At 52.8% G+C, this 24,819-nt stretch carries 23 protein-coding genes and 1 pseudogene; 14 read left to right on the forward strand and 10 right to left on the reverse strand.

The window, feature by feature from the left end:
* The first annotated feature begins 1 nt into the window (after position 1).
* The 14 genes and pseudogenes from NT140_04490 to NT140_04555 all read left to right on the forward strand — a co-directional run bounded on the left by NT140_04490 (position 2) and on the right by NT140_04555 (position 16,266).
* A complete protein-coding gene (locus NT140_04490) occupies positions 2–2,296 on the forward strand; it encodes a GspE/PulE family protein (GenBank protein MCX5831136.1) in 2,295 nt (764 codons plus the stop codon).
* 43 nt (positions 2,297–2,339) lie between these two features.
* Positions 2,340–3,134: a nucleoside triphosphate pyrophosphohydrolase gene (gene mazG, locus NT140_04495; GenBank protein ID MCX5831137.1), complete on the forward strand. Its 795-nt coding sequence runs from the start codon at positions 2,340–2,342 to the stop codon at positions 3,132–3,134.
* Positions 3,131–4,177, forward strand: a complete 1,047-nt coding sequence (gene queA / locus NT140_04500) for a tRNA preQ1(34) S-adenosylmethionine ribosyltransferase-isomerase QueA (GenBank protein MCX5831138.1) — start codon at positions 3,131–3,133, stop codon at positions 4,175–4,177. The genes mazG and queA overlap by 4 nt, the downstream gene beginning before the upstream one ends.
* A gap of 48 nt (positions 4,178–4,225) precedes the next feature.
* Positions 4,226–5,317, forward strand: a complete 1,092-nt coding sequence (tgt, locus tag NT140_04505; GenBank protein MCX5831139.1) for a tRNA guanosine(34) transglycosylase Tgt — start codon at positions 4,226–4,228, stop codon at positions 5,315–5,317.
* Positions 5,318–5,333: 16 nt separating this feature from the next.
* A complete protein-coding gene (yajC, locus tag NT140_04510; protein ID MCX5831140.1) occupies positions 5,334–5,657 on the forward strand; it encodes a preprotein translocase subunit YajC in 324 nt (107 codons plus the stop codon).
* A gap of 9 nt (positions 5,658–5,666) precedes the next feature.
* Positions 5,667–7,265: a protein translocase subunit SecD gene (gene secD, locus NT140_04515; GenBank protein ID MCX5831141.1), complete on the forward strand. Its 1,599-nt coding sequence runs from the start codon at positions 5,667–5,669 to the stop codon at positions 7,263–7,265.
* Between the two features lie 39 nt (positions 7,266–7,304).
* Positions 7,305–8,213, forward strand: coding sequence for a protein translocase subunit SecF (secF, locus tag NT140_04520; protein MCX5831142.1), 909 nt, complete (start codon positions 7,305–7,307; stop codon positions 8,211–8,213).
* A gap of 2 nt (positions 8,214–8,215) precedes the next feature.
* A complete protein-coding gene (locus tag NT140_04525) occupies positions 8,216–8,728 on the forward strand; it encodes a DUF456 domain-containing protein (protein MCX5831143.1) in 513 nt (170 codons plus the stop codon).
* Positions 8,729–8,751: 23 nt separating this feature from the next.
* The gene (lepB, locus tag NT140_04530; GenBank protein ID MCX5831144.1) at positions 8,752–9,360 is read left to right on the forward strand and encodes a signal peptidase I; all 609 of its coding nucleotides are present in this window, start codon (positions 8,752–8,754) and stop codon (positions 9,358–9,360) included.
* Positions 9,323–10,756 (forward strand): FAD-binding protein, encoded by a 1,434-nt coding sequence (locus NT140_04535; protein MCX5831145.1) that lies wholly within the window; start codon positions 9,323–9,325, stop codon positions 10,754–10,756. The genes lepB and NT140_04535 overlap by 38 nt, the downstream gene beginning before the upstream one ends.
* Positions 10,750–11,985: a (Fe-S)-binding protein gene (locus tag NT140_04540; GenBank protein MCX5831146.1), complete on the forward strand. Its 1,236-nt coding sequence runs from the start codon at positions 10,750–10,752 to the stop codon at positions 11,983–11,985. The genes NT140_04535 and NT140_04540 overlap by 7 nt, the downstream gene beginning before the upstream one ends.
* Positions 11,986–12,331: 346 nt before the next feature.
* A complete protein-coding gene (locus NT140_04545) occupies positions 12,332–14,566 on the forward strand; it encodes an N-6 DNA methylase (protein ID MCX5831147.1) in 2,235 nt (744 codons plus the stop codon).
* 86 nt (positions 14,567–14,652) lie between these two features.
* Positions 14,653–16,020, forward strand: a complete 1,368-nt coding sequence (locus NT140_04550; protein ID MCX5831148.1) for a restriction endonuclease subunit S — start codon at positions 14,653–14,655, stop codon at positions 16,018–16,020.
* 90 nt (positions 16,021–16,110) lie between these two features.
* A pseudogene (locus NT140_04555) lies at positions 16,111–16,266 on the forward strand (DUF91 domain-containing protein).
* Here NT140_04555 and NT140_04560 read toward each other — a convergent pair.
* The 10 genes from NT140_04560 to gspF all read right to left on the reverse strand — a co-directional run bounded on the left by NT140_04560 (position 16,205) and on the right by gspF (position 24,795).
* Complete coding sequence (locus NT140_04560; protein ID MCX5831149.1) at positions 16,205–16,792, reverse strand: GNAT family N-acetyltransferase; 588 nt, start codon at positions 16,790–16,792, stop codon at positions 16,205–16,207. The pseudogene NT140_04555 and the gene NT140_04560 overlap by 62 nt on opposite strands.
* A gap of 1 nt (position 16,793) precedes the next feature.
* Positions 16,794–17,096 carry a DUF1778 domain-containing protein gene (locus NT140_04565; protein MCX5831150.1) on the reverse strand — a complete coding sequence of 101 codons (303 nt, stop codon included), beginning with the start codon at positions 17,094–17,096 and terminating at the stop codon, positions 16,794–16,796.
* Positions 17,097–17,556: 460 nt separating this feature from the next.
* Positions 17,557–18,057, reverse strand: a complete 501-nt coding sequence (locus NT140_04570) for a 4Fe-4S dicluster domain-containing protein (GenBank protein MCX5831151.1) — start codon at positions 18,055–18,057, stop codon at positions 17,557–17,559.
* A 27-nt stretch (positions 18,058–18,084) separates the two neighbouring features.
* Complete coding sequence (locus NT140_04575; protein ID MCX5831152.1) at positions 18,085–20,049, reverse strand: aldehyde ferredoxin oxidoreductase; 1,965 nt, start codon at positions 20,047–20,049, stop codon at positions 18,085–18,087.
* Position 20,050: 1 nt separating this feature from the next.
* The gene (locus NT140_04580) at positions 20,051–20,323 is read right to left on the reverse strand and encodes a hypothetical protein (GenBank protein MCX5831153.1); all 273 of its coding nucleotides are present in this window, start codon (positions 20,321–20,323) and stop codon (positions 20,051–20,053) included.
* A gap of 26 nt (positions 20,324–20,349) precedes the next feature.
* Positions 20,350–21,078 carry a heterodisulfide reductase-related iron-sulfur binding cluster gene (locus NT140_04585; protein ID MCX5831154.1) on the reverse strand — a complete coding sequence of 243 codons (729 nt, stop codon included), beginning with the start codon at positions 21,076–21,078 and terminating at the stop codon, positions 20,350–20,352.
* Positions 21,068–22,372 carry a 4Fe-4S dicluster domain-containing protein gene (locus tag NT140_04590; GenBank protein MCX5831155.1) on the reverse strand — a complete coding sequence of 435 codons (1,305 nt, stop codon included), beginning with the start codon at positions 22,370–22,372 and terminating at the stop codon, positions 21,068–21,070. The genes NT140_04585 and NT140_04590 overlap by 11 nt, the downstream gene beginning before the upstream one ends.
* A gap of 201 nt (positions 22,373–22,573) precedes the next feature.
* Positions 22,574–23,086: a prepilin-type N-terminal cleavage/methylation domain-containing protein gene (locus NT140_04595; GenBank protein ID MCX5831156.1), complete on the reverse strand. Its 513-nt coding sequence runs from the start codon at positions 23,084–23,086 to the stop codon at positions 22,574–22,576.
* Positions 23,083–23,529: a type II secretion system major pseudopilin GspG gene (gene gspG / locus NT140_04600; protein ID MCX5831157.1), complete on the reverse strand. Its 447-nt coding sequence runs from the start codon at positions 23,527–23,529 to the stop codon at positions 23,083–23,085. Before gspG ends, NT140_04595 begins: the two co-directional genes overlap by 4 nt.
* Before the next feature lie 39 nt (positions 23,530–23,568).
* Entirely contained in the window at positions 23,569–24,795 is a 1,227-nt protein-coding gene (gene gspF / locus NT140_04605; GenBank protein ID MCX5831158.1) for a type II secretion system inner membrane protein GspF, read from the reverse strand.
* Positions 24,796–24,819 lie beyond the last annotated feature (24 nt).

Genomic DNA, 24,819 nt, shown 5'->3' on the forward strand with positions numbered 1-24,819 from the left:
AATGTCGGACGAAATCAAAAGTAAAGAAATCAGCGAGCTGGAAGAGAAGCTGCTGATCCGCAAGGCGCTCCAGGACATCACCAATCGCATCCATGCCGCCCAGAATATCAAGCAGATCCTCGTGGACCTGAAAGACGGGATCATGAGTCTCTTCAATGCCTACTCCATCACCATTTATGTCGTTGACAAGCCCCGCAACGAAATCTATTCCATGTTCCTTGTGGGCACGCAGGTAAGAGAAATACGGGTGCCCGTCAGTAACAGGAGCATTGCCGGCTTTGTGGCCAATTCGCGAAAAATGGTCAATATCGCCGATGCATACGATACGAAAGAACTGCAAAACATTGACAAGGAACTGTCCTTTGACTCCAGCTGGGATAAGAAAACCGGGTTTAAAACCACTCAGAACCTGGCGGCCCCAATCTTTCACAACAACAATCTCATGGGCGTCATCCAGATCATTAATAAAAAAGGGGCGGGCGCTGGCAGGTTTTCCGCCGACGAAGAGGGTTTCCTCCAGGAGATTGCCGAGGTGCTGGGTGTGGCCTTCTACAATCAGGAGCGCTATGCCCGCAGGCGAAAAACAAGGTTTGACCAACTGATTACCCGTGACCTGCTCAAGGAGGAAGATCTCGACAACGCCTGGGAGGAGGCGCGCGAGGCAAAAGAATCCGTCGAAACCTTCCTGATGAAGAAATACACGATTTCCCGGGATGAAATGGGCAAATCCTTTGAGGCGTTCTTCCGCTGCAAGTTCATTGAATTCAATGACAAACTCCCCATCCCGGGAGATCTGCTGAAAAACCTGAAAAGGGAATATCTGCTCCGGGAATTATGGGTGCCCATCGGCAAGCCGGACGGCAACATTCAGATTATCGTTGATGACCCCAACAACATCCTGAAAAGGGACATGATTGAAAGTCTCCTGAAGACGAAGGCGGTCCGCTATGATGTGGCCTTCCCCGAGGATATCCAGAAATATATCACTTACTTTTTCCGGTCGCCGGAAGATGAGTCGTCAATCAGCGATATTCTGGGCCGTATGGACGTGGAGGAAGAAGCCGGAGAAGAAGATGAGGAGGGAGTCACCGAATCGGACAGCATCATCATGCAATTAGTCAACAAGATCATCAACGATGCCTATCAACGCCGCGCTTCGGACATCCATGTCGAACCCAACATTGGCAAGAAAAACGTGGAGGTACGCTTTCGCGTGGATGGCGATTGCGCCATTTACCAAACCCTGCCGTTTAGTTACCGGGGCGCCCTCGTTTCCCGCATCAAGATCATGTCCAATCTGGACATCACGATCCGCAGGATTCCCCAGGACGGCAAGATAAAGTTCAAGCGGCCGGGAGGCGATGAAATAGAGTTGCGCGTGGCGACCATCCCCACGCAGGGCAATGTGGAGGACGTGGTCATGCGTATCCTGGCCAAGGGAGCAGCCATGCCCCTCGAAGCGATGGGCATTTTGAAAAGAAACTATACGGAGCTGCTGAAAATACTGGAAAAACCATACGGAATGATACTGGTTGTGGGCCCCACAGGTTCCGGTAAAACCACCACCCTGCACGCGGCCCTGCACCACATCAACACGCCGGACCGCAAGATCTGGACGGCTGAAGATCCGGTCGAAATCTCGCAATACGGTCTACGGCAGGTACAGGTGCAGCCCAAGATCGGCTTTGACTTTGCCGCCGCCATGCGTGCCTTTCTGCGCGCTGACCCGGACGTGATCATGGTCGGTGAAATGCGGGATTTTGAAACGGCCAAGACGGGCGTCGAAGCGTCGCTCACGGGCCACCTTGTTTTCAGTACCCTTCACACCAACAGCGCCCCGGAAACCATTACCCGTTTATTGGATATGGGTATTGATCCCCTGAACTTTGCCGACGCCCTGCTGTGCATCCTGGCACAACGACTGATAAGGACATTATGCAAGAGCTGCAAGGAGGCCTATCATCCGACCCTGGCGGAGTATGAGGAGATGGCGGAGAGTTTCGGCCCGGAATTGTTCGCCAAGCAAAACATCCCCTACACCGACGATCTGACCCTCTATCGGCCGAAAGGCTGTGACGCATGCGATAAGTCAGGCTACAAAGGCCGGGTAGGCATCCACGAACTTCTGGTCGGCACCGACGAAGTGAAAAGGCTGATCCAGAAGCATGCCACCGTCGAGGAGATGCGCGATATGGCGATGGCACAGGGCATGACGACCCTGCTGCAGGATGGTATCCTTAAGGCCATTCAGGGCATTACAGATTTCAAACAGGTGCGCCGCGTATGTATAAAATAGCACTCCGGCGCGTCCCCACCGGGAAAATTAATCAGGCCGATCCATGCAGGTAAGTGCCGGGGCCGGACAGAACCTCGCACGCCTCATGGAGATTGTGAGCAGGTTGAGGTCGCCGTCCGGGTGCCTCTGGGACCGCGAACAGAACAAACAGGATATTGCCCGCTATCTCCTGGAAGAGGCCTATGAAGTCGTGGACGCCATCGAAAATAGGGCACCGGCGGAATTGCAGGAAGAATTGGGCGACCTGCTTTTTCACATTATCTTTCTGGCCGACCTGGCCCAGGAGAAGGCCGAATTTGACCTGACCGACGTCATGGCCGGAATTACAGAAAAAATGATCCGGCGTCACCCCCATGTTTTCAGCGCCAAGTCCGTTGCCAGTGTGGCTGCAATCAAGGAAAACTGGGATATTATCAAAAAGCAGGAAGGCAAAAACCTCGGTACTTACCAGGAACAATGGAAGGGGATAGCGAAGGACCTCCCGGCCCTGATCAGGGCGCAAAAGATCACGCAGACGGCAGCCAAGGTGGGTTTCGACTGGGAAAACACTGAAGGTGTTCTCAAAAAGGTGGAAGAGGAGCTGGCAGAGCTTAAGGAAGCCATGCAGACTTGCCGTCAGGAGCTCATCGCCGAGGAGATGGGCGATCTGCTGTTTTCTCTCGTAAATCTCTGCCGTTTCTTGGATGTTGACGCCGAGGCTTCCCTGCGCGGCGCCTCGCACAAATTTGTCCAACGCTTCGCCTATATCGAAGCAGCATTGCTCAAGGTGGGCAAACAACCGGCAACAACGACGCCGGCCGAGATGGACCGTTTGTGGGAGGAAGCCAAGCTACGATGAAATTAGCCGATTTTGATTATTCCCTGCCGGAGGAACTGATTGCCCAGGAACCGTCGCCGGCACGAGATCAGTCCCGTCTGATGATCATTGACCGTCAAAGCGGCAGTATCAGGCACAGCATTTTTAATACCTTGCCCGAATATCTGCAGCCGGGGGATGTCCTCGTCGTCAACAACTCGCGAGTTATTCCGGCCCGGTTGACAGGTAAAAAAACGACCGGCGGCCGGGTCGAGATACTGCTCCTCTCCCGCCAGAACCAGGGGACGTCCCGACAGCAGTGCTGGGAGGCGCTGTTAAGACCAGCCAAGAGTATCCGCCCGGGGATGGTATTACGGTTTGCCGAGGGCTGTGAGGCGTGCATCGTCAGCCGGATCAGTGAGAAAAAATGGCTGCTGGACTTTACGCTGTCCCTCCCCTTTGCAGAATTCCTGGAGCAGCAGGGCGCATCTCCTCTGCCTCCGTACATCAAGCGCCGCGGCGTGGAAACGGGGAGGCAAGCGCTTACAGACCGGGAGAGATATCAGACGATATACGCCCAGATCCCGGGCTCGGTGGCCGCCCCCACCGCCGGCCTGCATTTTTCCCCGGAAGTCCTGACGGCCTTGGAGGGCAAGGGGATTCCCGTGGCGCGGGTCACGCTCCATGTGGGTTACGGCACCTTCAGTCCGGTAGCAGAGGAAGATGTGGAAGACCACCGCATGGACGAAGAACAGTATGAAATAAGCGCGGTAGCGGCAGCGATAATCAATCATGCCGAACGTGTTGTGGCCGTGGGCACCACCTCGGCCCGCACCCTGGAAGCGGCGACGGATGAGCAAGGAATAGTGCAAGCAGGTCGGACCGCTACCGACATTTTCATCTATCCGGGTTACCGCTTCCAAAGGGTTAATGCGTTGCTGACCAATTTTCATCTCCCCAAATCCACCCTCTATCTCTTAGTCTGTACATTCGCCGGCCGGGAGCTCATCCGGGAGGCCTACCGCCAGGCGATTGCGGAACGTTACCGTTTTTACAGTTATGGAGACTGCATGTTGATTCTCTGACGGATAAAAAAGGGTGGAAAGAGAAAGGTGAAGCGTGAAATATAACTGATGGAGTTCGAGGTAATCAAACAAGATTCTGCCACGAGGGCACGGCTGGGGCGGATCAGCACCACCCATGGCCAGGTGCAGACACCGGTCTTCATGCCCGTGGGCACCCAGGGCACGGTGAAAGCCCTGCTGCCGGAAATGCTGCAGGAGGCAGGGGTAGAGATGGTTTTGAGCAACACCTACCATCTCTACCTCCGGCCGGGGCACGAATTAATCCGCAATCTCGGCGGGTTGCACAGATTTATGCAGTGGCGTGGCCCGATTTTGACGGATAGCGGCGGCTTTCAGGTCTTCAGTTTGGCTCCCCTGCGGAAAATCACCTCGGAGGGGGTTGTCTTCCGTTCCCATCTTGACGGCGCCAAACATTTTATCAGCCCGCGCCTGGCCGTAGAAATTCAGGAAGCCCTCGGTTCCGACATCATGATGTGTTTCGACGAGTGTCCGCCCTATCCGACCACCTTGGCGGCGGCCGAAAAATCCCTGGCGCTCACCACCAGATGGGCGCGAGAATGCCGTGCCGCGAAAAAAGATGGACAGCAGGCGCTTTTCGGCATCGTGCAGGGAGGCTGCTACCGGGAATTAAGACAGCGTGCGGTGGCAGAGCTGATAGGGATCGGTTTTGACGGTTATGCCTTGGGGGGATTAAGCGTCGGCGAGCCGAAAGAGATCATGTTTGACCTGGTTCGGGAGATTACGCCGCTGTTGCCCGAAAAAAGTCCGAGATACCTGATGGGCGCCGGCACTCCGGAAGACATCGTATGCTGCGCAGGTCAGGGGATTGACATGTTTGATTGCGTAATTCCGACCCGCTGCGCCCGCCACGGATTGCTATTTACAAATGAGAAAAAGGTTGTTATAAGGAACGCCCGTTATCGGAATGATGAAGGCCCCGTTGATCCAGCCTGTGATTGTTATGCCTGCCGCAACTATTCGCGGGCGTATCTGAGGCATCTGTTTGTAGCTAAGGAGATCCTGGCCATGATCCTGTGCACCATTCACAACGTCAGATACTATATGCGTCTGATGGAAAATATCAGGGCCGCGATCAGCGAGGACCGTTACGGGGAGTTCAGCAAAGAGTTTTTAAAATAACAAGGAGGATACAACATTGCTAAGTACAGCTTACGCCATGGGCGGGGGGGGCGGATTTGGGGCGGGGGGCGCGGATCCCAGTTTTTTCGTCATGATGGCCGTTCTTTTCGCCATTTTCTATTTTCTGATCATCAGACCGCAACAAAAGAAACAGAAAGAACTCAAAGAAATGCTTACCAACCTTACTTATGGTGACGTAATACTAACCTCCGGCGGACTGCAGGGGAAGATCACCGGTCTTACCGATACAGTCGTAACCATGGAGATAGCTGATAAGGTACGGGTAAAGGTCTCCAGAAGCTTCGTCGTCTCAATCCTGCAAAAGGCAGCCAAAGAATAGGGGTAATCCATGTTTAAGAGCATAAAATTGAGGTCAGCCTTGGCCGCAGCCATTTGCCTGGTGGCGATCTTTTACCTGCTGCCTTCCTTGACGGACAACCTTCCCGCCTTCTGGAAAGAACACCTGACCAAGGAAAAGATCCATCTGGGCCTTGACCTGCAGGGTGGTACGCACTTAGTCCTTGAGGTGGACACGGAAAAAGCCGTGGAAAGCACCCTGGAAAGAACAACGAATAATCTCAAGGAAACGCTGATGGAAAATAAGGTCCGTTTCCGGAGCCTGGAGCGCAAGCAAGGCAATATTGTCATCGAGATGCAGGATGGAGCGCCGGGCGGCGCCATGGAGAATATTCTCAAGGAACATTTTCCCGATCTGGAGATTGCCGCTTCGCAAACCACGGCCGGCAAAGAAACGGCCACCCTGCGGTTCAGGCCCAGGCGGGTAGCGGAAATCAAGAAGCTGGCCGTCGAACAAAGCCTCGAGACGATCCGCAACCGGGTTGATCAATTCGGTGTTTCGGAACCGGAGATTATCCCCGAGGGGATGGATCGCATTATCGTGCAACTGCCGGGCGTCAAGGACACGGCCCGGGCTAAAAACCTGATCGGCAAAACGGCCTTGCTGGAATTCAAAATGGTAAACGACGAACAAAGTCTGGATGAAGCCCTGAAGGGAAACATCCCCGAAGGAAGCGCCATTGTTTACGGTCTCAGTCAGGACAGGGAAACGGGCCGCAAGAACAGTGTCCCCTACCTGCTGAAAACCAAAACCCTGCTGACTGGCGAATCCCTGGAAAGCGCCCAGGTCAAGATCAGCGACCGTTTTGGGGAATCCTATGTAGGAATCAAGTTCAATCCCCAAGGCGCCACTGACTTTGAACGTATTACGGGAGAAAACGTAAAAAAACGCATGGCCATCGTCCTGGACGGCACGGTGCACTCGGCGCCTGTGATCCAGGAAAGGATTGCCGGCGGTCAAGCCCAGATTACGGGCTCCTTCACCATTGATGAGGCCAAGGACCTGGCCATCGTGCTGAGGGCCGGCGCGCTGCCTGCCCCCGTAAATATCCTTGAGGAGAGGACTGTCGGACCTTCCCTCGGGCAGGATTCCATCGAAAAGGGCGTATGGTCTACCATTATCGGCGCGGTTTTGGTCATCATCTTCATGGTGGTATATTACAAGCTGTCCGGTCTGGTTGCGAACACCGCCCTGATGATGAACATCATCATTCTCCTGGGCGCCCTGGCGGCCTTTCGCGCCACCCTGACCATACCCGGCATTGCCGGCATCGTGCTGACCATCGGTATGGCGGTAGACGCCAACGTGCTGATCTTTGAACGCATCCGGGAAGAGCTGCGGGGGGGGAAGACCGCTCGCGCCGCCATTGAAGCCGGCTACAGCAAGGCCTTTACGACCATCCTGGATTCCAATGTCACCACCCTGATTGCCGCACTGTTCCTGTTTCAGTTCGGCACGGGACCGGTCAAAGGTTTTGCGGTCACCCTCAGCATCGGTATCGTGGTGAGCATGTTTACCGCTATCTTTGTCACGAGGATCATCTTTGATTATTTCATCTGGAACAAAAAAATCCAGACGATCAGCGTATAAACAAGCTGCCTTTGAGGGGCAGTGCTTGAGGAGACCTGCATGGAAATTATAAAACAATCTATTAATATCAACTTTGTGGGCAACATGAAGCTTTGGTTTGCCATCTCCATCACCGGAATCGTCATCAGTTTTGCCTCGGTAATCCTGCACGGCGGTTTGAATTTGGGCATTGACTTTGCGGGCGGCACCCTGGTGCAGGTAAAATTCCAGCAGGCAACGACGACGGAAAAGCTACGGCAAGCACTGGATACGATCAAACTGGGAAGCAGTATTATCCAGCAGTTCAGTGACCGGGAAGTGGTGATCCGCACGGCAGAATCGAGTACCGATCTCAAAGGACTATCCACCCGTATTGAGGAAGCCCTAAGCAGCGCTTACGGTAAAGGAAGCATTGACATTCGACGGGTGGAAGTCGTGGGACCAAAGGTAGGCAAGGATCTCACCCAGAAGGCGGTCCTGGCAATCGTCTTTTCCTGGATCGGCATGCTGATTTATATCGCCTGGCGGTTTGAATTCCGTTACGCCGTGGGCGGGATCGTCGCCCTCATCCATGATGTCATCCTTACCATTGGCGCGCTTTCCCTGCTGGATAAAGAATTCACTTTAACGATCGTGGCGGCCCTCCTAACTATCATCGGCTATTCCATCAACGACACCATCGTCGTTTGCGACCGGATCAGGGAAAATCTCCGGAAAAGCAGCAAAAAAGATTTCGGCGAGATTATCAACGGCAGCATTAACGAAACCTTAAGCAGAACCATTCTTACTTCCCTCACGGTCTTTATCGTCGTCGTCATTTTATTTTTCCTGGGCGGAGAGGTCATCCACGACTTTGCCTTTGCCATGATGGTAGGAGTCTTTGTGGGGACCTATTCTTCCATTTTCATAGCGACCCCGATCGTCCTGGCCTGGGAAAAGATAAGCCCTTCCAAGATGAGGAGAAAATAAGCGTGCCGCCTCTGGAATTAGCCGGCTTAACCATTTTCATCCTGCTGCTTTTTGCCGGCATTTATGGCGCCGTAATCGGTCTGCCCGGCACAATTCTCATCCTGGGCAGCGTGTTTTTTTATGCCTTGCTGACGGGCTTTCATACAATTGGCGTGGGGACGATCGTGCTTTTAATACTGCTTTCGATCGTCGCCGAAGGGATAGGTTTTACCGTAGAATTTAAGAATAAAATCCGCTTCGGACCTTCGTTGTCCGGTATCCTGGCTTCTCTGGCCGGTGGCCTGCTGGGCGCAATGTGTCTGACTCCGCTGCTTTGGGGACTCGGAACGCTGCTGGGGATATTTTTAGGCGGTTTTGCCGGCTTTTTCATGGTGGAGCTGATCCGGCAAAGCAAGCGGAAGCCCGTACACCGTACTTCGGCACGCACAATGCTGACCTCGGCGGCGGCCATATTTGCGAAAGGCTCCTGCGCCTTAGTCATGGCTATCGTTACACTTTTAAGTATCTATTCCTGATTTCACCAAAGGATTGAAGCAAGATGGATGTAAAATCAAAATTACGTGAATACGTAGAGGCGATTGTCATCGCTGTGGTGATCGCCTTCTTTATCCGCACGTTTATTATTCAGGCGTTCAAGATTCCCTCCGGCTCCATGAAGCCGACCCTGCAGATTGGCGACCATCTATTGGTAACCAAATTCATCTACGGAATCAAGATACCCATTATCAGAAAGATGCTGATCCCGATCAGTGACCCGAAGCGCGGGGATATCGTCGTCTTCATCTATCCGGAAGATCGTTCCAAGGATTTTGTCAAGCGGGTAATCGGCGTGAGCGGCGACACGATAGAGATCAAGGACAAGAAAATCTATCTAAACAGTATGCCTTATAAAGACAGCTATGGGGTCTATGTGGACGACATGGTCATTCCGGGCGCAGCCCAGCCCCGTGATAACTTTGGTCCCAAGACTGTTCCGCCAGGGAGCCTTTTTGTGATGGGAGACAACCGGGACCAGAGTTACGACAGCCGCTTCTGGGGTTTTGTTGAACAGCGCGATGTGCTGGGCAAGGCTTTTATCATATACTGGTCATGGAACAACGAGGATATAAGTGTCAGATGGAACCGGTTGGGACGTCTGCTGCAATAATAAACCAATGATCACCCCGGAAATCAAGAAAGAAATCCGCACTATCGTAGGACCGGTAAATGTTCTCGAGTCCGATGTGGACCGCTTTTCCTATTCTTATGACGCCTCATTTATGCCGCTGCTGCCGGCGCATAGGCCGGACCTCGTTGTGCGGCCGCTGACGACGGCGGAAGTATCGCAAGTGATGGCCATCGCTTACGAACACGCCCTTCCCGTCACGCCGCGGGGCGCTGCCACTGGCCGCACGGGCGGCAGCGTACCCCTGAGGGGCGGCATTGCCCTTTCCCTCGACCGCATGACGAAAATCATCGAATTGGATGAAAAAAACATGATGGTCACTGCCGAGGCCGGGGTTCGCACTTTCGATCTCTACAACTGCTGCGCCGCCCAAGGTCTCTTCTATCCACCTGACCCGGCGAGCTGGAAGGTTTCCACCCTCGGCGGCAACGTAGCGGAGAACGCCGGCGGTATGCGGGCCGTCAAGTACGGTGTGACCGGCGATTACGTTATGGGCCTCGAAGTAGTTATGGCCGACGGTACGGTACTCCAAACCGGCGGCAAGGCGATAAAAAACGTTACCGGTTACGATCTGACGAGCCTCTTGACGGGCTCCGAAGGGACCCTCGGCATCATCACCAATGTGTTGCTCAAACTCATTGCCATGCCGAAGCGGCGCGGCACGCTCCGGATTATGTTTCAATCCCTCGACGACGGTTGCATGATGATTCATAAGATGCTGCACGCGGGAATCGTGCCCTCCGCCGCCGAAATCATGGACAAGATTTGTCTCGACGCTGTGGCGCGGCATGGACAAAGCGACTTCGCCCCGGCCGGCGAAGCCTGCATCGTCATCGAAATTGACGGCGACGAAGACGATGTTCTCGCCAGGCAGGCCGGACGGATCGAGGCTATAGCCAGAGAGTGCGGATCCCTCGAGTTCCGTTTAGCCCGGTCGCCACAGGAGGCCGACGAGCTGTGGGCCATCCGGCGGGGATTAAGTTCGGCCGTCGCCGGCCTCGCGCCCAACCGGCTCGGCGAAGACATTTCCGTCCCCCGCGACGCCTTCCCCGAAGTAGTGCGCCGCATCCGCGCCATCGCCGAAAAATTCAAGCTTATTATCGCTGTTTACGGCCATGCAGGCGACGGCAACCTTCATCCGTCGGTCCTCTGCGACCTGAGCAACCAGGAAGAGGCCGAGCGAGTCCACCAGGCAGTGGACGAGATTTTTGCGGCGGCCCTGGCCGTGGGCGGAACACTCTCCGGCGAACACGGTATCGGCGTCACCAAGCAGTCGTATCTCTCCCAGGCCCTGGGCGTTGCCGGTGTGCAAACCCTGAAAGCCATCAAGCAGGCACTCGACCCGAAGGGTATCTTGAACCCCGGAAAAATATGGTGATGACGGGAGAGAAAACAGACAACAAATTGCTGCAAAAAGCGCAAATGACGGTCAGCCAGTGTGATCGCTGTGGTGCCTGTCTGCCTGTCTGCCCCCTCTTCGGAGCACGGGACGTCGAAACCGCGAGTGCGAGGGGCAAGAACGCGCTGACGCGGGCCCTGGCTGAGGGTGGCGTCGAGCCGACGCCGGAGGTGCTCGCGGTGGTGAATTTCTGCCTGTTGTGTCAGGCCTGCGTTGAATCATGCCCGAACAGGATCAGGACTGACGAGGCGATGATCAACCTGCGCCAGTACCTCATGAACCGGGCCGGAGGGAAGAACGTAAAATACAGGGCCTTGGGCGGTATCCTCAAGAATCGCTCCTTAGTGAAGCTCGCGGCCGGCACGCTTGCGCTCCTGCGCAGGTTTTCCCTCAACAACTTGCTTCCCTACGGCGTTGTGCCGGAAGAGTATACTCGGGTGCAATTCCTGGCGGCTTTCGCTGGACCGGCCGCCCTCGGATGGCAGGCGCCGCCCACCAGCGTGGCTGTCACGGCAACGACAAAAGTGGCTTATTTCCAGGGATGCGGCATGCGGATGATGTTCCCCGCGGCTTCCGCCGAGACGCGTAAAATTCTACAGGCCACCACACCATTAATAATAAAGGATAATGTGTGCTGCGGGCTGCCGCACCTCGCCCACGGTATGCGCAATGAGTTCCTGTCCCTCGCCAAAGAAAACATCCGGCTTTACGAGGACTATGACGTCGTCGTGAGCGACTGCGCGAGCTGCAGCGGCACGCTCAAGCACATCGGTTCATATCTTGACGACGATCCGGACTGGCAAGAGCGGGCCGCCGCCTTCAGCCGCAAGGCGATGGACCTGACGGAATACTTGGACGGCGTCGGCTACCGACCGCGGCAGCACGTGGACGTCACCTTCACTTATCATGACCCCTGCCATCTCGTGAGAGGTCAGGGCATCAGGAAGCAGCCGCGCAATCTCCTGCAAGCGGCCGGAACTTTCGTCGAGATGGACGCAGCCGACACCTGCTGCGGCGGGGCAGGATCATTCCATATGGATTATCCCGGTATTGCAGCAAACATCCTCGCGAAGAAACAGCAACACATCGAGGCAACGGGCGCCGGCATCGTTGTGACCGCCTGCCCCGGCTGCCTGATCCAGCTTACCAAGGCAGCGCATAACAGTGGCCACAAATTCAAGGCCATGCATATCAGCCAGATCATCTGACCGAGTAACATTACCGGGTCAAGAGAGTATTCGGAACGGATGCGGGCAAGATCATGCAATTTATGAAATTTTTACCAGGATATGTTGCCGATCCCGAGAAATAATCTCTCTTGATCACTGGTTATTTATTGAACTCAATAAACGAGGTTGATGCTTTTGTGTCGCAGCTTTCCTTGTGTAATGCTCAGGCAGACTCAAGATCGGTGACGTTTTAAAATATTAAAGATCTACATTGAATCTATTTCCTTTTTTTGTTACTTTCGGCCCTGCTGCATAAACGGCCATCCTATCATGTAACCATGCAGGAAAGGGAACTGGCTTGTTTCCCCCTGAGAGGTCCAACCCAATGAAACTTACCGATACGCTGAACACCGCAAAGGCCTTGTCATCATTAAGTTTATTCAACGTCAAAACGATCAAGGCCGTTGAAGCCGGCCTGCTGGAGAAGAACGGCAAAAACTATCTCAAATGCCCGGTACGGGGGAAGGAGATCCAGGTCAAGCCGGAGGAAGTTGTCCGGCAATTGTGGATTCAACGCCTCCTATTGGACTATGGTTATTCCCTCTCCCGCTTGGCCGTCGAGTATCCCATCACCTTCGGCAGAGATACGTCGAAAAGGGCCGATATAGTGATCTTTGACGCCGACCGGCCCACCGTTCCCTATCTGATCATCGAAGTAAAACAGCCCACCGCGAAAGGCGGAAAAGAACAGCTCAAATCCTATACCCATGCCACGGGCGCCCCCCTTGCCCTTTGGAGCGATGGGGCCCAAATCATCGTCTGGCATCGAAAAAATCCTAATTATTTTATTGAGATTCCTGACATCCCCACAAGCTCGCAAATCATTGACGACATCATCGGACAGCCGTGGACCATCCAGACGCTTATCGATAAAGAACAGGCCCGTGAAAAGGATGGGCTGCGCGCCCGATCGCTTCGTCAGCTTATCGAAGATATGGAAGATGAAGTTTTGGCCAATGCCGGCGTGGATGTGTTTGAGGAGGTCTTCAAACTCATTTTCACCAAGCTGTATGACGAACTGGCCTGTTATCGCGGCCATTACAAATATCTGCGCTTCCGCAACGCCAATACGGCCGCCCAGCTCAAGGCCAACATCCAGAATCTCTTTGATGATGCCAGAAAGGAGTGGGAAGGCGTCTTTCCCGATGACGAAAAGATCAAGCTCACACCCGATCATCTTCAGGTCTGCGTCGGTTCCCTGGAAGAATGGAAGCTCTTCAACTCCAACCTCGATGTCATTGACGACGCCTTTGAGTATCTGGTCACGAAGTCGGCCAAGGGAGAGAAGGGACAATATTTCACACCGCGCTGGGTTATCGACATGTGTGTGAGGATGCTTAACCCCAAGGAGGACGAAACGCTGATCGATCCTGCCTGCGGCTCTGCCGGCTTCACCGTGCATGGCATCTTTCATGTCTGGCGGCAAATTATGGTGGATGAAGGGATTGAGGCGTCCCACCTCTTTACGATGGAAGAAAAGCCGCAACGCTGTAAGGATTATGTCCGTGACAAGGTCTTTGCCGTAGACTTTGATGAGAAAAGCGTCCGTGTCGCCCGCTGCCTGAACCTCATCGCCGGTGACGGCCAGACCAACGTCCTCCACCTCAACACCCTGGATTGGCGCAAGTGGGACGAAACGATCAAGCAGCAGGACTGGGTGGACACCTACAACGAGGGCTGGAAAAAGATCCGCAAGCTGCGCGCGTCAAAAGATGGTTTCCGGGCCTTCCAGTTTGATATTTTGATGGCGAATCCGCCCTTTGCCGGGGATATTAAACAGACGGACATGCTGTCCTCCTATGAACTTGCCCACAAGCTCAGTAAGGACGGCTCTCAGGGAAAACTGGAGAACGCCGTTGGTCGCGACCTGCTGTTTATCGAACGTAACCTTGATTTTCTGAGGCCCGGCGGGCGCATGGCCATTGTTTTGCCGCAAGGCCGGTTCAACAATGCAAGCGACAAGAGGGTGCGTGAGTTCATCGCGGAAAAGTGCCGCATCCTGGCCGTCGTGGGCCTCCATCCGAGCACTTTCAAACCCCACACAGGCACGAAGACCAGCGTCCTGTTCGTCCAGAAGTGGAATGACGATCCCGCCGCCGGTCCCCTCTGTCCTCGGGTTCAAGATTACAATATCTTCTTCGCCACCCAGAAGCTGCCTTCCAAGGATTCTTCGGGCGACAAGATCTTTGTCGAAAGGCCAAAGGTTTCCATCTTCGAGACGGACGAAACGTCAAACAAAAGCACGTTAAACAAGTATGATCGCCCTGATTTCCTGAAAAAATATGGCACCGTAAAGAGGGCCACCATCTACAGGATCAAGGAAGGCGGCCAAAACGCAACGATGAATCTGGAAGGCATTGAAAACGATTTCGGCGGTTTGGATAAAGTTGAAAAATCCCTGAACATGGTCATGCCCATCGAGACCAAAGAACGGGTCCGGGACGCCCACGGCCATTGGATCGTCCAACACGACCTGTTCAATCACGACGGCCTGACCCAGGACGGCATCACCGAGGCCTTCGCCGAATTTGCCAAGAAAGAGGGCCTAAGTTTTTTTTGACAAGCCCCTTTGACGAGGCCAAGTACAGGGCTTTGTTGGAGGGGCTGGAAGTAGCGGAGATACATCTATCGGAACTTGAACGAACTATGAGGATAGATGCGGAGTTCTTTGGCAAATCGTTTCTGGATGTTGCCGGATGCTTAAAACAAATACAAACGGAAGCGCTAACGAAAGTGGCCAGCATTTCAGATGGCAATCATTTCAGCATCAGCGATGAATTTCAAGAAGAAGGGATTCCCTACTATCGCGGTCAGGACGCTACCGGGCACTTCTTTATAGAACAGGCGCAGCCCGTTTATATACCTTATCAGGCATTTGCCTTACCTTATATGAGGCGTTCTCACCTGCGTAAGGGTGATGCTCTGCTTTCCATAGTCGGTACAATCGGTGAGTTAAGCCTTGTCAGTTCAGAATCCGAGGCAACATGTAGTTGCAAGCTGGCAATTCTTCGTCCTCAAACTATCAAATCTGGTTATCTATCAGTTTTTCTCAAGTCTCGGTACGGACAATATCAAATACACCGCCTCACGCGGGGCGCTGTGCAAATGGGCCTTTTACTGGAGGACATGGATCAGATAAATATCCCAAGATTTCCCGTTGAGCTTGAGGAGGCCATAGAAAAGAGTGTCCATGGAGCAAAAATATTTCTTGATAACAGTATCAGGTACTACCGGCATGCCGAACAAACACTCCTCCGCGCTCTCGGCCTTGAGGATTGGCAGCCGCCGGAAGTTTTGACCTATGAACGCAAGGCCGGCGATGTCTGTGCCGCCGGACGTTTGGATGCGGAACATTTTCAACCTAAATACGATGAACTAATCCGAAAGCTGTCAATAGTAAATAGCGTGGACCTACGGCCAATTAAATATTTTTCCGAACCACTGAAATACGGTACGTCGGAAAAGCTTGTTTATGAGGCTGAGGGTATTCCATTTTTACGTATAGCCGATCTTGACAACAAACGTTTCAATCCTCAATCGGTACAATATATTTCAAAGACCCAGGCGTCTAGCATTTCGGATCGAGTATCCCTCGGAGATGTACTCGTTTCCAGAAGCGGTACCCTTGGCCTTGCCGTACCGATTACAGAACCATTTAATAACGCCGTATTCGGCAGTTATTTTATACGTACACGTCCGGATCGTAAGGTTATCCATCCAGAATTTATGTCGCTATTCATTAACTCACTTGCCGGTCAGTTGCAGGTGCATCAAAAAAGCACCGGCGGCGTGCAAATGAACCTAACTATAGAAGCAATCGAAAATATTTGCATTCCGATAGGAAACCTTAGATGGCAGCAATCTTTTGTTGATCTTGTTGAACAAAGCTTAGCCGCCCGCAAACGAGCCCACTTCCTCCTGGATCAGGCGAAACGAGCCGTCGAGATCGCGATTGAAAAGAATGAAGAGGCAGCCATGGCATTTTTAAAACAATCGCAGGAGTCATCATTATGAGTGATATCAAAATATCCCAACTTAACGGAGATAAGGTCAATGAAATCGTGGGTACCTCCGCCGACATCGAAAAATCTCTACAGACCCTGATTGAAAACCATGCTGTTCTATTTTGCCTTCAAGCGGATCAAAAATTTTGCTTGCATCGAGGTACATCCAACCGCTCAGAAACTGCTGGTCTTTGTTAAAGGCGATCCTGATTCTCTCGAGCTTGAGAATAACAAAGGCTTTCTCCGGGATGTCCGGAAGGGGTTTTATCAGGAAATAATCCAAGAATTGTTTGCTGGGGGATCATCAGGGAAAAAAGATTGTACCTCAGCGGGATAAATCCGAACTTTTCGTAGAAAGCTGCAACATTCTGATTCTTCGCATTTACGAACAATCCAACAACGCCTGCGGTATTCCTGATGGCAGCGGCCACCCGTCGCATGGCATCAACCAGGAGAAGTCTGCCATAATTCTTGCCCTGGCAGCTTTTGTCAACGGCCAGTCTGCCCAGTTTAACTGCGGGGAGATGTAGCCTTGGAAGTTTCTTCCCGTATTTTTCCGGTACTTCTGACAAGTCCACCTCCAAAAAAGAGAGTGTAAAGAATCCCAGGATTCTCTGAGACTCTGACTGGTTTACCAATACATAGGTATTGGCGATCCCCTTTTTCAAATGCTGGCGTGCCATCTTTTGTAAATACTCGTTGAGGGCCGGTTCTCCACAGTCGAAGGCATCGCGGTCATGGTGATTGGTATCCAGCAGGCAAATGATTAAATTCGCTGTCATCTCAATCTCGGGATTCGACAAGGCGCTTATGGGCGCGAAAAGCTTCCTGCAGTTTTTTGTTCGGCACCGGCGGTCTGGTCAATGAATCAATGAAAATCTGCGCATCCCGTGACGATAGTTTAACCATTTCCATACTGTGCAAGACTTCATTTGCCCGCTCCACGGAGGCTTGAACGACAAACTGGCTGATCGTCGCTCCATAAACTGCCGCTGCGCGTTCTATGATTCTCCGTGTGGAGTGAGGCACCCTGGCCGTGATCCGATCATCGGCCATCCCATTATTCTTTGCCTGCGCAGTTTCCATAATCATTTCCTCCCTGACCGAGCGATATATCATAGTGGTGCCAAAGTGGCAACAATAATTTGCGGGAATAATCATATACTCGTATCTTATGACGTAGAGAAAAATCCGAAGCTTTACTACGTTTCAATCGGAATTCAATCATCTGGCCCGCCTATCGAAACCGATGACTTGTATTTGCACGACTTAAGCGTGTTTAATAAAAATCTGACATTCACCAGATATTGACGTAACATCCGTAAGCGGTAGCTCAGGTAAACCCAGTTGATTGGTTCGGTAAACAAGGCACAGAGTACATCAAGTCTTAGATGTGCGGCTGGGTTAAATCGCTGGCCCGGACTGGCCGGTAGAGGAGTAGACGGTAGATCAAAAAAACGGTTTCCCTGATGGTTGGAGTCCCGGCGGTTTATTGCCCAGTCACTTGGGTAATAAACCGCCGGGATTATTTATTGGTACTGGCTAATTATCCCTCATACCGTATTGTATCGCCAAGTTTTTTGGCTTCCGATATCTTAAACGCCGCGTCTCTCTTCTTCACGAGGCTTTCTTTTGCCGGCTCAACGAAATCAACCGCTTTTACATCGCAGAACCTCACGCACTGGGGGTCACCGTCGCAAAGGTCGCACTTGAAGACCTTTTTATCCCAGGGATTGAAGTTCATGGCGCCGAAGGGACACACAGCCACACAGGAGCGGCAGACGATGCAGAGGTCATGGTCAATGTGTACCTTGCCCAATTCCTCGTCCCGGGAAATCGCTTTCACGGGGCAGACGTTCAGGCAGGGAGCGTCCACGCACTGCCGGCAGGCCATTGGTATATAGAGACCTTCCCATTCCCATTTTTCCACTTTTATACGTGACCTGGCGGGATTTGACACGCCGTCGTGCCACACTGAACATACGAGCTCGCATCTTCTGCAGCCCGTGCATTTTTCATGATTGATCATGAGAACTTTTGTTTCCATTCAATTCCTCCTATATTCTCTGGCCTCCTATATTCTTGAGGGCTCCTTGTCAAAGTTGTCGAGACCAAGCCGCTTGAGCGTCTCAGGTTTGGGTATGCCGTTTTCATCGCATCCCTTATGCTGATAAAACTCCGCTCTCATCTTCAGGAATTTGTCCCTTTCAATGACTGAGCCTATTACGTCAGGCGCCCCGCGCCGGGCCGGTTCATCGTGATACCGGTCGGCGAGAACGTCGCCCTTGTGGGGATCGTCCTTCTTGTATCCTTCCCGGATATTGAACAGTTTCTCAATCATATTGCACCGTTCGGCTACATACCAGATATCCGCAGGCGTCATTTCCAGCCCGGTGTTGTAATACAGCACCTTGGACCAGTCTTCGAAATTCGGCAAGGTCGCACCCAGGAATGTTGTGTGATACTTGCAGATGCCGAGACAATCCACGCCCATATAACAGTTTTCGTGCCAGAACACCTGCCACGGTTTGCCGATATACTCCCGGTGATCCGAGCTTAATGGTCCGTCGTAGGGAATCGGACTGCCGTATATCTTCCTCATGACGTCCTGGGGGAGATGGTAAAGGTCAATGGCCGGACGGCTCCGGAGGTGGTCGGAACCCCTGGACGCCGTAGCGATGTTTAATGCCAGCCCCGGTGTTGCCCTTTCATCGGAATGAAGATTGCTCATGCCCTTGACATGAATAAGGTATTTGAATGAATTCTTGCCGATCTTCTCGGACGCCCTGATGCCGCCTTCGGCCAGCAGGTCGCCTAACGGGGTGTCTCTCTTGCAGATATGATGAACCATCTCGAGCAGGGCTTCATCGTTGCCGAAGCGCAAGTCAAGCCCGCCGGTGTCCTTGCTGGTGAGGATACCTTCTTCGTAGAGCTCCATGGCCCAGGAGATGAGGCTGCCAATCTCGAGGTTATCCACGCCGAACTGATCCACCAGGTGGTTACCGATCAGAAGCGTTTCGAGTTTCGTGCATCCGGGTTCGCCGCAGAAAGCGCCTTGAGATGTGTATTCCGGACCTTCTTCGTACTTTCCTACCACGCCGAATTTCTCCGCCAGCGCGCTGTGGGGAATCTTGTATTTTGCCCGGCAATGTACCTGACAACCGAAACAGGCCGTCATGTTGTGCTCGCCGACTGTTTCCTTGGAAACCTCATCCACGTGTTCCGGCTCGACATCGTCGGCGTAGAGGAGCTGGTTGTACTGGAAATTATTTGTTCTGATGCCACCCCAGGAGTTTGTCGCCCCCCAGATGAAAGGCGTTCCCAATGCACCCTGGGTCTGGTTAACTTTCGCACTCGCGATCTGTTCAATGAACCGCTTGTCGAATTCCAGTGCCTCTTTGGGATGGGCGATCTTGATGTCCATGGTACCACGGGCCGCCACGAGTTTCAGCTTCTTCGAGCCCATTACGCAACCGCCTCCGCCTCGTCCGTTAGCGTTTTTGATGCCCGTCATGACATTGGCGTATCTGACGAGGTTCTCGCCGGCCACACCGCATACAGCGCACTTGATATCGGGATCGCCTAACTCTTCCCGTACCGCCCACTGGGCTTCCGTAACCGATTTTCCCCAGAGGTTTTTCGCGTCTTTGATCTCTATCTCACCGTTGTGCACCCATAGATAGACGGGCTTGGCAGCTTTGCCCTTCACCACGATATGATCAAATCCAGCCCACCGCAGCTCCGGAGCGAAGAAGCCTCCCATATTGCCACTTCCCAGCAGATTGGTGAGGGGGTTTTTACACATGACATCCGTTCTGGCAGGCGCCGATGCCAAAGTTCCGCCTAAGACGCCGGCACTGAATATTACCACGTTGTCAGGGCCTAAGGGGTCGCAACCCGGCTTTGCATATTTATACAGTAAATATGAGGCAAGCCCTCTGCCGCCAAGGAAAGCTTTTCTGACCGCCAGGGGAATAACCTTTTTTTCGATTACACCTGTCGTCAGGTCTACTACAGCTAATTTTCTGTCTAAAGCCATGTTATTTTTCCTCCTTCTTCTTCTTTTTAGGTCCCTTTGCCAGGATCTCCTGCGCCAGCTTCTGGCTCGTCTCCCATACGGGGCCTTGTATGCGGGGCAAACCTGCATTGACCCAGAATATGCGCCACTCAGAACCGCACAGCTCGCACTTGACCACTTTTTGCCCGGGCGGCGGGGTTATTCTGGCGGTGCAACTCGGATTATGGCACCTTACCTGTCCATATGTCCTTGTTGACCTGAGACTTTCCGCTGTTGACATTTTGTCTTCTGCCATTCTTTTTCCTCCATTCTTTAGAAGTATTATTTGGATGAACCTTGGTAGGCCCGACTCAAAAGCTCCATGGGATGGACAACCTTCATCCCCGTACCAGCCTCAATCTGCAAACCGCAGCCCCCGCATTCCGTCACCGCAATTTCAGCGCCGGAGGCTTTGGCCTCTTCCCAAACCTTGCCCGCGATTGCTGTGGAACGGGCAAAATTTACCTTCTTCATACCGTATGAACCTCCCATGCCGCAGCAATTGATGTTGGTCTTCACTATGGTCAGGCCGGGTATCAACTGCAAGAGCCGCACGGGCGCATCAATAATGTTCTGCACTTTCAGATGGCAGGGATTGTGGTAAAAAACCTTTAAAGGCATGGCGTTAAAATCCGTATTCAGCCTTCCCTCACCGTGCAGCCGCCAGAGATATTCGCCGGCGTCGTAAATATGGTCAGCCACGAAACGCGCCTCTTCGCTGTCAAAAAAAGGCAGGCCTTCTTTACGCAGCATCATGTTGCAGCTCGGGCAGGTAGTAACGATGTCGGAATCGGGGAATGCAGCCTCCTTGAGGGATTTGACGATGTAATTGTAATTCTTGCTGGCTCCTGCCAGGTTGCCGTTAGCCATCATCGGCATGCCGCAGCATTTCTGGTCCGGCACGATGACCTCAAAGCCGTTTTTCTCCATAACGTGAACGAGGGCTTTGCCCATCGCCGGGCTGTAATAATTGGAAAAACATCCCGTAAAGTAGATTATCTTATTGGCCACTCCTGCTTCCTTTGAACCAGTCTTTAAATGTTATGCGGTGAAAAGTCGGTAAATGGGCATCGCGGTGCACCCCGGTGAAAAGCTGCATGAAGAACTTGGTAATGGCCAGGTTCGTCAGCCGGTTCGACAAGGGAGCGGACAGTGAACCCAACTTAGCAAGGAGCTCCGGGTCGTCGAGCATCCTTTTCTTTATACTCCGCGCATGTCTGGCGTAATGTTCGAACTGTGACTTCCAGATCAGCGTCGGGATGTCAATATCCACCGGGCATTCCACCTCGCATCTACCGCAATGCAGGCATGCATCCACGGCAGGCAGCCACCCATTGAGGAATCCCCAGAGGTAATTTTTCGGACTGTAAACCATGCCCTCTTCCATGGCCAGTTGCTGCCCAATGGGGCACTGACGGGCACAGGCCCGGCAATCAATGCAGAGGAAGAGATCCTTGTAAACATTTTCCAGGATCCGACTGCGTCCGTTATCAAAGATAATTACATGCAGCTCCAGATCAGGGTTGTCCGGGAGAACCGGCAGGCTGTCAAAATCAAATTTTTCCGCCTCCCGGGGCATAAGGTCCAGAAGGATGCTCTCGAGGCCAAAGATGCCCATGCACCGCGTATGAAAAAGCGCCTCCTCGCTATCCTTCAGGATCTTCTCCAGACTGACAATCAAGACCACCTTTTGCGCCTGTTCCAGGTCTTTGGAGATATTCGACATGTGCTGCAGGAAGAAAACGGCGCCATCATCGGCTGAGATGGCATTGACACCGAGGATCGCCAGATAATTACGAGCCGCTCTGGCGTGACCAGTACCGATTGTTTGCTGCGCTGCAAAAGATTCCACCAGTCCCCGGCCATGCACGCCCGGCAGTGACCAGTAGTCTTGCACCTGTTTCTGAAATGTCCCTGCTTCAAAATGCTGAAACTCTCGGAAATAGCGGAGGTAGCTCGTGAAACCAGCCTTCTCCAGCTCCGGTCGGAGTTCATTGACCACGACATTCGATTTGTTCAGGGAAACAATATTTATCCCGGCGGCAATACTCCTGATGTGAGAGGCGGCTTCCTTGGCATCACCCGCCGTGGTCACCATCACCTTGCCGTATCGGCTCAGGGTCCCTTGCAGGAGAGCCAGCAATTCAGCATGGTTATCCCGCGTTGCGCGGCGAATCTCTATCAGGCGTTCTTTGATGGCAGCGATGTCGGGCTGCTTCTCTTTGCGCACGAAGATACCGGCGGCCCGGTGCTTACTTTGCTCAGCCGCTGGTTCTACCACTATCATCCGGGGAATGTCGGTCATAACGTCTCTCAATATATACTTAACTCAAGGCACATTGATTTAGGGTGCGGCAAACAGCAACAGGGGCAGATACGACTTCTCCCTCCGGGAAGATCAAATGAGCGCGATTTCTCTCTTCCGGCACAATCAAGTAGCTACATAATAGAACTAATCCAATTTGTCAAGAGAAATACAGAAAAGAAATACAGAAAAAGGGCAACTTTATTGTTTCTCGTCACCCTCGGGGGTGAATTCGACATATTTCTCGTATGTCTTGATGGTGGCCAAAAAAGGTGCCAGCACGATGGTAGCGTAACGGTTATCCCTGGCCAGATGAATAACTGTCGGTTGGATGTGGCCTTGTTTATAGAATTTTACCGTGGCATCGCCATCCGTTTTTTTCCCGAGACCGGGCTGGTCAATATCGGCAATTTTAACGCCCGCAGGTAAATAATAAGCTGACTTTTTTCTTTCCTGTCGCTTTTCCGGGGTCATATCCAGGCTGTAAGTCCAGAAGGCATTGTTTTGCAAGTCCAATTGCAGGACATAATCAAGTTGTTCCCGCACGGCATCAGCCCGCAATCCCCGCACGACGCCGATTGTCCTGCGCACCGAGGTTGAAAGCGCGTCGTTAATCAAACCGTCGCGGACCCTGGGCGCGGCCAGAAAAAGCATCAACCCCAGCAGGAAAACGACCAAGGCTAATTCTATCAGGGTGTAGCCGTGCCGGTTCAATCTACTTCCCAGTTGTTGATGTCCTTGTTTTTGCCCTCTCCCCCCGCTTCACTGTCGGCGCCCAGGCAACTGAGATCAAAATCACCATGCACGCCGGGCGAGATATAGACAAAATCGCTATCCCAGGGGTCTTTGGGAACCTTGCCCTTCTCCAGATAACCGCCCTGCCGCCAGTTTTTGGCCAGCCCGCCTGCGGCCGGCGCCTGTACCAAAGCCTGCAAGCCCTGCTCGGTGGTGGGATAATTGCCGTTATCGAGCTTATAAAGTTTCAGAGCCGTTTCCAGGCTTTCAATCTGCATCCGGGCCTTGGCGGCGCGCGCCTCATCAGGCCGCCCCATGATTCTGGGAATGATGAGGCCGGCCAGGATACCCAGGATCACAATGACCACCATCAGCTCAATCAGGGTAAAACCGCGCTCGTTCCTGCTGCTTTTTGCTGCCATTTCCCCTCTCCTATGGGTTACAAATATTGCCGGTCATCGTTATTTTACCAACTGGTTCATCTCAAAGATAGGCAAAAGCACCGAAATTACGATAAAACCAACCATAAATCCCATTACCAGGATCATCAGCGGTTCCAAAAGCGAGGTCATGGTCATGATGCTGGCCGACGTCTCCGTTTCAAAGGCGTCAGCAATCCGTTGCAGCATTATTTCCACGGTGCCGCTTTGCTCGCCCACAGCGATCATCTCGCTCGCCAGCGGCGGGAAAAGCTTGTTTTTCCTTAAAGGTAGAGATAAACTCTGCCCCTCCTCCACATCCTTGGCAGCCTGCCTGATGGCATCGGCCATGAGGCGATTGTTTACCACATTAGCCACAATTTCCAATGACGTCAAGAGCGGCACACCGCTTTGCAGCAAGGTGCCCAGGGTGCGGCTGAACCTGGCCACCGCAATCTTCTGATTCAGAATCCCAATAACAGGTGCCTTGAACTTGATTTTATCCCAGAGATACTTACCTTTTTCTGTCCTCAACAGCGTATATTGAACAGTGAAAAAGGCGATCCCGACGAGTCCGGCCAGGAGCCACCAGAAAGATTTCAGGAAACTGCTGACGGCAATGAGCACTATGGTAACCAGCGGCAGAGTCTGATGCATCTCTTCAAATATCTGGGTAATATTGGGTACGACGAATGTGACCAGAAAAAAGATTACCAGGGCGCCGATCAAAAACATGATCAGGGGGTAAGCCAGGGCAGCCCTGATTTTTGATCTTAGCGCCTGCTGACTTTCATTGAAATCGGCCAATCTTTCGAGGACCAGATTTATCATCCCCGAAGCCTCGCCGGCCTTCACCATGTTGATGTAAAAAGGAGAAAAGATTTGCGGAAACAGAGACATGCCGGCAGCAAGGCTATTGCCCTCGTTGACCTCTTCCTTGATCCTGGCCAGGGTTTTTTTCAGTTGGGGATGCGTAGTCTGGGAAACAAGGGTGGTAAGCGATGGCACGAGGGGCAATCCCGCGCTCAGCAGGGTAGATAATTGGCGGGTCATGATGGAGATATCTTTTAACCGGACCTTGCCAAAAAGCCCGCTCCTGCCAGATGGGGCAGATTTCCCCCTGCCCTTGCTCTCCGTTTCATTAAGTTCGACCGGGTAAATGCTGCTATCCCGCAATTTCTGCCGGGCGGCGACTGCGGAGGCAGCATCTACAACGCCTTTTATTTTACTGCCCCCATTATCCAGGGCCAGATATTCGTAAATCGGCATTCACCCTCCGGGCACCCTGTGCAG

The sequence above is a fragment of the Deltaproteobacteria bacterium genome, assembly GCA_026388415.1.
GTDB lineage: Bacteria > Desulfobacterota > Syntrophia > Syntrophales > JACQWR01 > JAPLJV01.

Coding starts and splice junctions, on each gene's coding strand:
- NT140_04490 (MCX5831136.1), top strand. CDS start 2: ATGTCGGACGAAATCAAAAGTAAAGAAATCAGCGAGCTGGAAGAGAAG.
- mazG (MCX5831137.1), top strand. CDS start 2,340: ATGCAGGTAAGTGCCGGGGCCGGACAGAACCTCGCACGCCTCATGGAG.
- queA (MCX5831138.1), top strand. CDS start 3,131: ATGAAATTAGCCGATTTTGATTATTCCCTGCCGGAGGAACTGATTGCC.
- tgt (MCX5831139.1), top strand. CDS start 4,226: ATGGAGTTCGAGGTAATCAAACAAGATTCTGCCACGAGGGCACGGCTG.
- secD (MCX5831141.1), top strand. CDS start 5,667: ATGTTTAAGAGCATAAAATTGAGGTCAGCCTTGGCCGCAGCCATTTGC.
- secF (MCX5831142.1), top strand. CDS start 7,305: ATGGAAATTATAAAACAATCTATTAATATCAACTTTGTGGGCAACATG.
- lepB (MCX5831144.1), top strand. CDS start 8,752: ATGGATGTAAAATCAAAATTACGTGAATACGTAGAGGCGATTGTCATC.
- NT140_04540 (MCX5831146.1), top strand. CDS start 10,750: ATGGTGATGACGGGAGAGAAAACAGACAACAAATTGCTGCAAAAAGCG.
- NT140_04545 (MCX5831147.1), top strand. CDS start 12,332: ATGAAACTTACCGATACGCTGAACACCGCAAAGGCCTTGTCATCATTA.
- NT140_04550 (MCX5831148.1), top strand. CDS start 14,653: ATGAGGATAGATGCGGAGTTCTTTGGCAAATCGTTTCTGGATGTTGCC.
- NT140_04560 (MCX5831149.1), bottom strand. CDS start 16,792: ATGACAGCGAATTTAATCATTTGCCTGCTGGATACCAATCACCATGAC.
- NT140_04565 (MCX5831150.1), bottom strand. CDS start 17,096: ATGGAAACTGCGCAGGCAAAGAATAATGGGATGGCCGATGATCGGATC.
- NT140_04570 (MCX5831151.1), bottom strand. CDS start 18,057: ATGGAAACAAAAGTTCTCATGATCAATCATGAAAAATGCACGGGCTGC.
- NT140_04575 (MCX5831152.1), bottom strand. CDS start 20,049: ATGGCTTTAGACAGAAAATTAGCTGTAGTAGACCTGACGACAGGTGTA.
- NT140_04580 (MCX5831153.1), bottom strand. CDS start 20,323: ATGGCAGAAGACAAAATGTCAACAGCGGAAAGTCTCAGGTCAACAAGG.
- NT140_04590 (MCX5831155.1), bottom strand. CDS start 22,372: ATGACCGACATTCCCCGGATGATAGTGGTAGAACCAGCGGCTGAGCAA.
- gspG (MCX5831157.1), bottom strand. CDS start 23,529: ATGGCAGCAAAAAGCAGCAGGAACGAGCGCGGTTTTACCCTGATTGAG.
- gspF (MCX5831158.1), bottom strand. CDS start 24,795: ATGCCGATTTACGAATATCTGGCCCTGGATAATGGGGGCAGTAAAATA.